This is a genomic window from Mycobacterium sp. E342, from assembly GCF_001667665.1.
In the GTDB taxonomy this organism is placed as follows: domain Bacteria; phylum Actinomycetota; class Actinomycetes; order Mycobacteriales; family Mycobacteriaceae; genus Mycobacterium.
The window spans coordinates 1-8601 of the sequence record NZ_LZJM01000307.1; the positions used below are offsets into that span (position 1 = coordinate 1).

General features: G+C 68.6%; 9 protein-coding genes. 5 read left to right on the forward strand and 4 right to left on the reverse strand.

Going from position 1 to position 8601, the window contains the following annotated elements; all coding sequences use genetic code 11:
* The 5 genes from A5692_RS25390 to A5692_RS25410 all read left to right on the forward strand — a co-directional run.
* On the forward strand, window positions 1-826 hold an 826-nt coding region (locus tag A5692_RS25390; protein ID WP_068061638.1), incomplete at its 5' end, for an alpha/beta hydrolase.
* 44 nt (window positions 827-870) lie between these two features.
* On the forward strand, window positions 871-2280 hold the full coding sequence (locus A5692_RS25395) for a wax ester/triacylglycerol synthase family O-acyltransferase (RefSeq protein WP_068061641.1): 1410 nt from the start codon (window positions 871-873) through the stop codon (window positions 2278-2280).
* A gap of 107 nt (window positions 2281-2387) precedes the next feature.
* The gene (locus tag A5692_RS25400; protein WP_068061644.1) at window positions 2388-3164 is read left to right on the forward strand and encodes a crotonase/enoyl-CoA hydratase family protein; all 777 of its coding nucleotides are present in this window, start codon (window positions 2388-2390) and stop codon (window positions 3162-3164) included.
* A 102-nt stretch (window positions 3165-3266) separates the two neighbouring features.
* Window positions 3267-4781 (forward strand): class I adenylate-forming enzyme family protein, encoded by a 1515-nt coding sequence (locus tag A5692_RS25405; RefSeq protein ID WP_068061646.1) that lies wholly within the window; start codon window positions 3267-3269, stop codon window positions 4779-4781.
* Entirely contained in the window at window positions 4778-5074 is a 297-nt protein-coding gene (locus tag A5692_RS25410; RefSeq protein ID WP_067740363.1) for a hypothetical protein, read from the forward strand. Before A5692_RS25405 ends, A5692_RS25410 begins: the two co-directional genes overlap by 4 nt.
* A gap of 4 nt (window positions 5075-5078) precedes the next feature.
* Here the strand turns inward: A5692_RS25410 and A5692_RS25415 are convergent, their stop codons facing one another.
* The 4 genes from A5692_RS25415 to A5692_RS25425 form a co-directional block, all read right to left on the reverse strand.
* A complete protein-coding gene (locus tag A5692_RS25415) occupies window positions 5079-5645 on the reverse strand; it encodes a TetR/AcrR family transcriptional regulator (RefSeq protein ID WP_068061654.1) in 567 nt (188 codons plus the stop codon).
* 89 nt (window positions 5646-5734) lie between these two features.
* Complete coding sequence (locus A5692_RS30190; RefSeq protein ID WP_255397082.1) at window positions 5735-5866, reverse strand: hypothetical protein; 132 nt, start codon at window positions 5864-5866, stop codon at window positions 5735-5737.
* 271 nt (window positions 5867-6137) lie between these two features.
* Window positions 6138-7610 (reverse strand): aldehyde dehydrogenase, encoded by a 1473-nt coding sequence (locus A5692_RS25420; RefSeq protein WP_068061649.1) that lies wholly within the window; start codon window positions 7608-7610, stop codon window positions 6138-6140.
* Between the two features lie 94 nt (window positions 7611-7704).
* On the reverse strand, window positions 7705-8478 hold the full coding sequence (locus A5692_RS25425) for a class I SAM-dependent methyltransferase (protein WP_156766275.1): 774 nt from the start codon (window positions 8476-8478) through the stop codon (window positions 7705-7707).
* Window positions 8479-8601: the final 123 nt, after the last annotated feature.

Genomic DNA, 8601 nt, shown 5'->3' on the forward strand with positions numbered 1-8601 from the left:
CATCCCAGATCGGCGGCGTCCGCAGTGCGGCGGGCCACTCCACCTCAAGGTCCGCGGCCGACACGATCCCGCGCAGCCCGCGCCGGTGCTGATCTTCGTCCCGGGCGGCGCCTGGGTGCATGGCAAGGCGATGGGCCAGGGCTCCGCCCTGATGTCCCGGCTGGCCGAGCAGGGCTGGGTCTGCCTGGCGATCGACTACCGCGTCGCCCCGCACCACCGCTGGCCCCGGCACATCATCGACGTCAAGACCGCCATCGCCTGGGCCCGCGCCAACGTCGACAAGTTCGGCGGTGACCGCGATTTCGTCGCGGTGGCGGGTTGTTCGGCAGGCGGGCACCTTTCCGCACTGGCCGGGCTGACCCCCGACGACCCGCAGTATCACGCGAAGCTGCCAGAGGGCGCCAACACCTCGGTGGACGCGGTCGTCGGCATCTACGGTCGCTACGACTGGGAGGACCGCTCGACGCCCGAGCGCGACCGGTTCGTCGACTTCTTGGAGCGGGTGGTGGTCAAGCGCAGGATCGACCGCCACCCCGAGGTGTTCCGCGACGCGTCGCCGATCGCGCGTGTGCACCGAAATGCGCCGCCGTTCTTGGTGATTCACGGCAGCAGGGACAGCGTCATCCCCGTCGAGCAGGCGCGCAGCTTCGTCGACCGGATGCGGGCCGTCTCGCATTCGATGGTGGGCTACCTGGAGCTGCCGGGCGCGGGCCACGGCTACGACCTCATCGACGGGGAGCGGGCGGGCGCGGCCGCGCACGCGACTTCGCTGTTCCTCAACCAGGTTTATCGCACCAAGACAAACGCGGCCAAAGAGGTTATCTGAGCAGCCGCCGCTGAGTATGGTCCCTTTATGGGTAAGGGGCAGCGGTGAAACGGCTGAGCGGGTGGGACGCGGTCCTGTTGTACAGCGAAACGCCGAACGTGCACATGCACACGATCAAAGCCGCTGTGATCGAACTCGATTCCGATCGGCGTGACTTCGACATCGGCGCGTTCCGCGAAGTCATCCGCGGCCGCCTGAACAAGCTCGAGCCGTTCTGCTACCAGCTAGTCGAGATCCCGCTCAAGCTTCACCATCCGATGTGGCGGGAGCACTGCGAGCTCGACCTGGACTACCACATTCGGCCGTGGCGGCTGCCCGCGCCGGGCGGACGGCGCGAGCTGGACGAGGCCATCGGTCGCATCGCCAGCACGCCGTTGGACCGCAGCCGCCCGCTGTGGGAGATGTACTTCATCGAAGGCCTGGCCAACAACCGGATCGCGGTGGTCGGCAAGATTCACCACGCGCTCGCCGACGGCGTCGCCTCGGCCAACCTGATGGCCCGCGGCATGGACCTGCAGCCCGGACCGGAGGGTGGCCCGTACCTGTGCGACCCGGCACCCACCCCGCGCCAGCTGTTGAGTTCGGCCTTCGCGGATCACCTGCGCCACGTCGGGCGGATCCCGCACACGATCCGCTACACGGCCGAGGGCCTGGGCCGGGTGCGGCGCAGCTCGCGCAAGCTGTCGCCGGAGCTGACCCGGCCGTTCGAGCCGCCGCCGACCTTCATGAACCACAAGATCACGCCCGAACGCCGGTTCGCCACCGCCACGCTGGCGCTGGCCGACGTCAAGGAGACCGGCAAGCGGCTCGGGGCGACCATCAACGACATGGTGCTGGCCATGTCGGCCGGCGCCCTGCGCACCCTGCTGCTGCGCTACGACGGCAAGGCCGAACCGCTGCTGGCGTCGGTGCCGATGAGCTTCGACTTCTCACCCGAGCGCATCTCCGGGAATCGTTTCACCGGTGTGCTGGTGGGCCTGCCGACCGACTCCGACGATCCACTGGAGCGGGTGCGGTGCACCCATGAGAACGCCCTCGCCGCCAAGGAGAGCAACCAGCTGATGGGGCCGGAGCTGGTCAGCCGCTGGGCGGCCTACATGCCGCCCGCGCCCACCCAGGCCTTCTTCCGGTGGGCGTCCGGGCGCGACGGGCACAACAAGATCCTGAACCTGAACATCTCCAACGTTCCGGGTCCGCGGGAACGTGGCCGCGTCGGCGGGGCGCTGGTCACCGAGATCTACTCGGTGGGTCCGTTGACCGCCGGCAGCGGCCTCAACATCACCGTCTGGAGCTATGTCGACCAGCTCAACATCTCGGTGCTCTCGGACGGCGCCACGCTCAAGGACCCGCACGAGGTGACCGAGGCCATGGTGGCCGACTTTGTCGAAATACGAAGGGCCGCCGGGCTTTCCGAGCAACTCACCGTGGTCGAAGCCGCGATGGCGCCGGCCTGAGGTCCGCCCTTGGTAATGGGACTCTCGACTGGTGCCAATGCCATTTCCGTCGACCGCTACCATCTTCTCGGATAGCAGCCACCCCTACCCGAAGGAGCTGTGCGGCCGTGAGCGAAGAAGCCAACGAACCCGAAGTCCTGGTCGAACAACGGGATCGGGTCCTGATCATCACGATCAACCGGCCGAAGGCCAAGAATGCGGTCAACGCCGCGGTGGCCAACGGCCTGGCCGAGGCCGTCGACCGGCTCGACGGCGACGCGGGTCTTTCGGTGGGCATCCTGACCGGCGCCGGCGGATCGTTCTGCGCGGGCATGGACCTCAAGGCCTTCGCGCGGGGCGAGCTGCCCATCGTCGAGGGCCGCGGCATGGGCTTCACCGAGCGTCCACCGGTCAAGCCGCTCATCGCGGCGGTCGAGGGCTACGCCCTGGCCGGCGGCACCGAATTGGCCTTGGCCACCGACCTGATCGTCGCGTCCAGGGAGTCGGCCTTCGGTATCCCCGAGGTGAAACGCGGCCTGGTCGCGGGCGGGGGCGGCCTGCTGCGGCTGCCGCAGCGCATCCCGTCGGCGATCGCCATGGAGCTCGCCCTCACCGGCGACAACCTGCCGGCCGATCGCGCCCATGAGCTGGGGTTGGTCAACGTGCTGGCCGAGCCCGGCAAAGCACTCGACGAGGCCATCGCGCTGGCCGAGAGGATCGCCGCCAACGGGCCGCTCGCGGTGGCCGCCACCAAGCGGATCATCGTCGAGTCCCGGGGCTGGAACCCCGACAACATGTTCGCCGAGCAGAACAAGATCCTGACTCCGGTGTTCGCGTCCAACGACGCCAAAGAGGGCGCCATCGCCTTCGCCGAGAAGCGCCCGCCGCGCTGGACGGGCAGCTGAGCCCCGGCCCGGGCTTCGACGGTGTCGCGTGATCTAAACTACAGTCGAACATGACACTTTTGATCAGCTTTGTAACGCGTTGATACCGGAGAAAGTGCAAGCGTGAGTATTTCGTTGCTGCTGGAGATGGCCGCGTCGAGCAATCCCGATCGCCCGGCCGTGGTGTCCGAGGGGCACTCGGGCGCGCTGCGGCTGACGACCCAGCAGCTCAGCGATCTCGCCGACGGTGGCGCCGGGGTGATCGCGGGATCGAACGCCCAACACGTGGTCTACGTGGGCACCGGCGGCGCGATGCTGCCGGTGCTGATCTTTGCGGCCGCGCGCGCCGGGCTGCCCTTCACCCCGCTCAACTACCGGCTCTCGGCCGACGGCATCCGGGCGCTGATCGAGCGCCTGCCCGAGCCGCTGGTGATCGTCGACGACCGGTACCGGGACATGGTCGGCGACGCCCCCGGCCGGCTGATGACCACGGACCAATTCCTGGCGGCCGCGCGCGACGCTGAGCCCGCCGCCGAGTTTCCCGACCCCGACTCGGTCGCGGTCGTCCTGTTCACTTCGGGCACCACGTCGCAGCCCAAGGCCGTGGAGCTGTCGCACAACAACCTGACCAGCTATGTCACCGGCACGGTCGAATTCGAATCGGCCGACGAGAGCGACGCCGCGCTGATCTGCGTGCCGCCCTATCACATCGCCGGGGTGGGCGCCGCCCTGTCGAACCTGTACGCCGGGCGCAAGATGGTGTACCTGCCGAATTTCGATGCGAGGGAATGGGTTCGGTTGATCAACGCCGAGAACGTGACCACCGCGACGGTCGTGCCCACCATGCTGGACCGCATCGTCGCCACGCTGGAGGCCGAGGGCCACGAGCTGCCCTCGCTGCGCAACCTGGCCTACGGCGGGTCCAAGGTGGGGCTGCCGCTGGTCCGCCGGGCCCTGGAGCTGCTGCCCGGCGTCGGCTTCGTCAACGCCTACGGCCTTACCGAGACGAGCTCGACCATCGCGGTGCTGACCCCCGACGACCACCGGGCGGCGCAGGCCGCCAAGGGACCCGACCAGAAAAAGTGGGCCAGGCGGCTCGCCTCGGTGGGACGGCCGGTGCCCGGCATCGAGATCGAGATCCGCGACGAGGACGGCAACGTGCTCGGGCCCGGGCAGACCGGTGAGCTGTTCGTCCGGGGCGAGCAGGTCTCCGGGCGCTACACCGGCATCGGTTCGGTGCTCGACCAAAACGGTTGGTTCCCAACCAGAGACGTCGCAATGCTGGATGAGGACGGCTACCTGTTCATCGGCGGTCGCAGCGACGACACCATCATCCGCGGCGGCGAGAACATCGCGCCCGCCGAACTCGAAGAGGTCCTGGTCGAGCACCCGCACGTGCGCGACGTCGCCGTGGTCGGCGTGGAGGATGCGCAGTGGGGTCAGGCGATCGTCGCGGTGGTGGTGCCCCGGCCCGGCGCGGACCCCGATCCCGAGGAACTGCGCGAGCACGTCCGGAAAAGCCTGCGCGGGTCGCGAACCCCGGACCGGGTGGTGTTTCGCGACGAGCTGCCCACGACCCCCACCGGCAAGGTTCTTCGCCGGGAGATCATCGAGACGCTGGAAGGGCTACGTGCATGATCAAGAATGGAACCCGCCTGGCCAGCCAGGTGTGTGACACGCAGGTGATCGTCGTCAGGAGCGCCGACAGCCTCGACGACTTGCGTTGTGGCGGTGCGCCGATGGTGCCGATAGGCGCCGAGCGTTCGGGCGAACTCGATCCGGCGTTCGCCGACGGCACCGTGATGGGCAAGCGCTACGTCGACGAGACCGGCGCCGAGGTGCTGGTGACCAAGCCGGGCGCCGGAAGCCTGAGCGTCGGTGCGACCGCGCTGCAGCTCAAAGAGGTCAAGCCGCTGCCAGCCAGCGACTGAGGGATCACTCCCCGATATTGTTGCGTAGCACGAATTCCCTTGCCTTGATCAGGAATTCGAGCTGATCGCCGACCTGGCGCAACGGGTCGATGCTGCCGGTCGAGCGGGACAGCACGATGGCGCCCTCCAGCGCGGCGATCGACATCACCGCCAGCGAGGCGGCGCAGGGTTCTTCGAAGCCGTCGTGGGTGAATGCCCGCGTCAGCGCGGCGCACCAACGGCCCAGGATGGCGCCGGCCTCGGCGGAGAGCTGGGCGTCGTCGTCGTCCGAGCCGATCGCCGCGGCCACCACCGGGCAGCCCGCGCTGAAGCCGCCCTCGGTCAGCAGGCGCTCCCAGAACTCGACGAACTTGCCCAGCAGCACCCGGGCGCCCTGCTCGGCGGCGTCGTCGATCATCGCGGTCATGGAGTCACCGGAATACCGCAGCGCCTCGATCAGGATCTGATTGCGGCCGTCGGGAAAGTGGTAGTAAACCGAGCCGCGCGGCGCACCGCTGCGGGCGAGCACCGCGTCGATGGTCACCCCCGCGGCGCCTCGCTCCCGCATCACCTCGGCGGCGCTGGCCAGCATTTTCCGGCGCGTGCCGCCGCGCTTCGTCGGGCTGGGGTCCTGCAGTGTTTCGCTCGTGGTCGCCACTCTCGTGCCTCCCGTGGCTGACGTCATGCAGCGTGTGAGTGCCGCAGTGCCGGCCAGTGCACGCTGCGCGGGCTGAACCGGAAACTCCGGCGCTTGAGGTCGGGCATCTCGCGGGTGAATTGATAGCCGCCGATGTTCAGCTCGATGATCCACATGGTTCTCTCCCGGCCTGAGCGCCGCCGATGATTATGCTGAGAAGCATATAAGACAACGGTCCAGTAAGCAAGTTTTATTGCCTATATAAGCGCAGAAGCACGCAAAACCCGTGAGCGCGCAGACGCGTCTCTTAATTTACGTGCCAGTAACTATCGATGTTTCTATGCTTCATTGCATAATTTGCGGTTTTGACGTGGCCGGAAACGCCGAACGCGCACCCACCGCGACCTGCTGATGTTTCGCGGATGGATGCGCGTTCGGCGCTAAGCGTCAGCCCTCGATGGTGTGACCCATCGGCATGAGCACGCTCTTCTGCTGAGTGAAGTGCTCCACGCCCTCGGGGCCGTTCTCACGCCCGATGCCCGAGTTCTTGTAACCGCCGAAGGGGCAACAGGGATCGAAGGCGTACCAGTTGATCGCGTAGGTCCCCGTGCGGATCTTCTCCGCCACCGAGATGCCGCGCTCCACGTCGGCGGTCCACACGCTGCCGGCCAGGCCGTACACCGAGTCGTTGGCGATCTTGATCGCGTCCTCCTCGGTGTCGTAGGGAATGATGCTCAGCACGGGCCCGAAGATCTCCTCCTGGGCGATCGTCATCTTGTTGTCGACGTCGGCGAACACCGTCGGCTGCACGAAGAAGCCGCTGTCCAGGCCCTCGGGCCGGCCGCCGCCGCACACCAGCCGCGCGCCCTCCTCGATGCCCTTGGCGATGTAGCCCTCGACCCGGGCGCGCTGCTTCTCCGAGATCAGCGAGCCGATCTGGGCGGCCGGGTCCGACGGCAGGCCCACCGGTAGCGCCTGCACGAAAGCGCCTACCGCATCCACGATTTCGTCGTACCGCGAACGCGGCGCCAGGATGCGGGTCTGGGCCACGCAGGCCTGCCCGGTGTTCATGATGCCGGAGAACACCAGCATCGGGACGGCGGCCGCCAGGTCGACGTCCTCGAGGACAATGGCCGCGGACTTGCCGCCCAACTCCAGCGTGCACGGCTTGAGCATGTCCGCGGCGCGACGGCCGATCTCCTTGCCGACGGCCGAGCTGCCGGTGAAGGAGAAGAGGTCGACGCCCGGGTTGGAGGTCAGCGCCTGCCCCGTCTCGATCCCGCCGGGCACCACCGACAGCACCCCCTCGGGCAGCCCCGCCTCGGCGAAGGCCTCCGCCAAAGCGTTAGCGCTCAGGGGGGTTTCGGCGGCCGGTTTGAGCACCACGGTGCAGCCGGCCAGCAGCGCCGGGCCCAGCTTGTTGACGGCCAGGAACAGCGGCACGTTCCACGCGACGATCGCGCCCACCACGCCGATGGGCTCGCGGTAGACGATGCTCTGCCCGTAGCCGCCGGTGCGGACCTCTTTCCACTTGACCTGGTCGGCGGCGGGGCCGGCGAAGAAGTTCAGCGCCCCGATGGAGCTCATCCAGTGCATGGTTTCGACGCCCATCGGGGGCTGGCCGGTCTCGGCCGCCAGCAGCTGGGTGAAGTGGTCCTTGCGCTCCTCCATCAGCTTGAGCGCGTTGGCGATCACGGCCGCGCGCTCCTTGGGCGGCGTCGTGGGCCAGGGGCCGTTGTCGAAGGCCGCGCGGGCCGCGGCGACCGCGGCGTCGACGTCGGCGGCCGCCGCCATGGGCGTCTTCCCGACGTACTCGCCCGTGGCCGGGCAGCGCACCTCGATCACCTCGTCGGTCGACGGCGCAGTCCACTTGCCGCCGATGAAAAGCTTGTCGTATTCCGTCGTTTGGCTCTCTGGCATCTGCGCCGCTCCTCCTCATTGCTTCGCGCTGCATCGTCGCCGGCGCGCATGGCGCCACCCTACCCAAGCCGACGCAAAACGAGAACATGTTTCATTATCGGGGCCGAAGCACCAGCACCAGATTGCTGACCCCGAACTCCCTCAGCAGCGGGACCGACGTCAGCCACCATGCCCATCGGGGGTGGTAGCGGGGAAATGCGGCCACCGCCGCCCCGGTGCTGGCGGCCCAGTCAAGCCCTTCGGCCGCGGACACGGCGAACAACGACGACCCGTAGTTGTTTTTCGCCGGATGCCCGTGTTTGCGGGCGTAGCGGGCGGCGGCGCGGGCGCCACCGAGGTAATGGGCCAGACCCGTCTCGTGCCCACCGAACGGGCCCAGCCAGACGGTGTAGGAGAGCACGGCCAGCCCGCCGGGCTTGGTCACCCGCAGCATCTCGTTGCCCAGCTGCCACGGCCTCGGCACGTGCTCGGCGACGTTGGACGACAAGCAGATGTCCACCGAGTCGTCGGCGAACGGCAGCGCCATGCCCGAGGCGCGGACGAAGACGCCGGGGCCGTCCGCGGGGGACCGTTGCGCCGCGTGCATCTCGCTCGGGTCGGGTTCGACACCTATGTAGCGGAAGCCCAGGTCTTCGAACGCGGCCGAGAAGTAGCCGGGCCCGCCGCCGACGTCGAGCACGGTGCGGCCGGCCGGGGGCTCGCCGCGCGCGGCCAGCCACAGGTCGCTCACCATCGCCGCGGTGTCCGCCGCCAGCGCGCCGTAGAACCGGGCCGGGTCGGACTGCTCGAAGCGGAACTCCGACAGCAGCCGCACCGCTCGGCCCAGGGTCGCCCGCCGCGCGAAAACTCGGGTGGGATCCGGGGTCACGGCCACCGGCCAACCCTACGCAGCGCGATCGCGCGACGTCGCCGGGCTGGTTTTCCATGCACCGTCGTCACATCCGTCACTGGCCGGGGCGAGGCGCAAACTGCCCGCCTCCCAGCGACAAAT

Excerpts from the sequence above, each read along its gene's own strand:
- A5692_RS25410 (WP_067740363.1), top strand. The coding sequence starts at position 4,778 with ATGATCAAGAATGGAACCCGCCTGGCCAGCCAGGTGTGTGACACGCAG.
- A5692_RS25415 (WP_068061654.1), bottom strand. The coding sequence starts at position 5,645 with ATGCTGGCCAGCGCCGCCGAGGTGATGCGGGAGCGAGGCGCCGCGGGG.
- A5692_RS30190 (WP_255397082.1), bottom strand. The coding sequence starts at position 5,866 with ATGTGGATCATCGAGCTGAACATCGGCGGCTATCAATTCACCCGCGAG.
- A5692_RS25420 (WP_068061649.1), bottom strand. The coding sequence starts at position 7,610 with ATGCCAGAGAGCCAAACGACGGAATACGACAAGCTTTTCATCGGCGGC.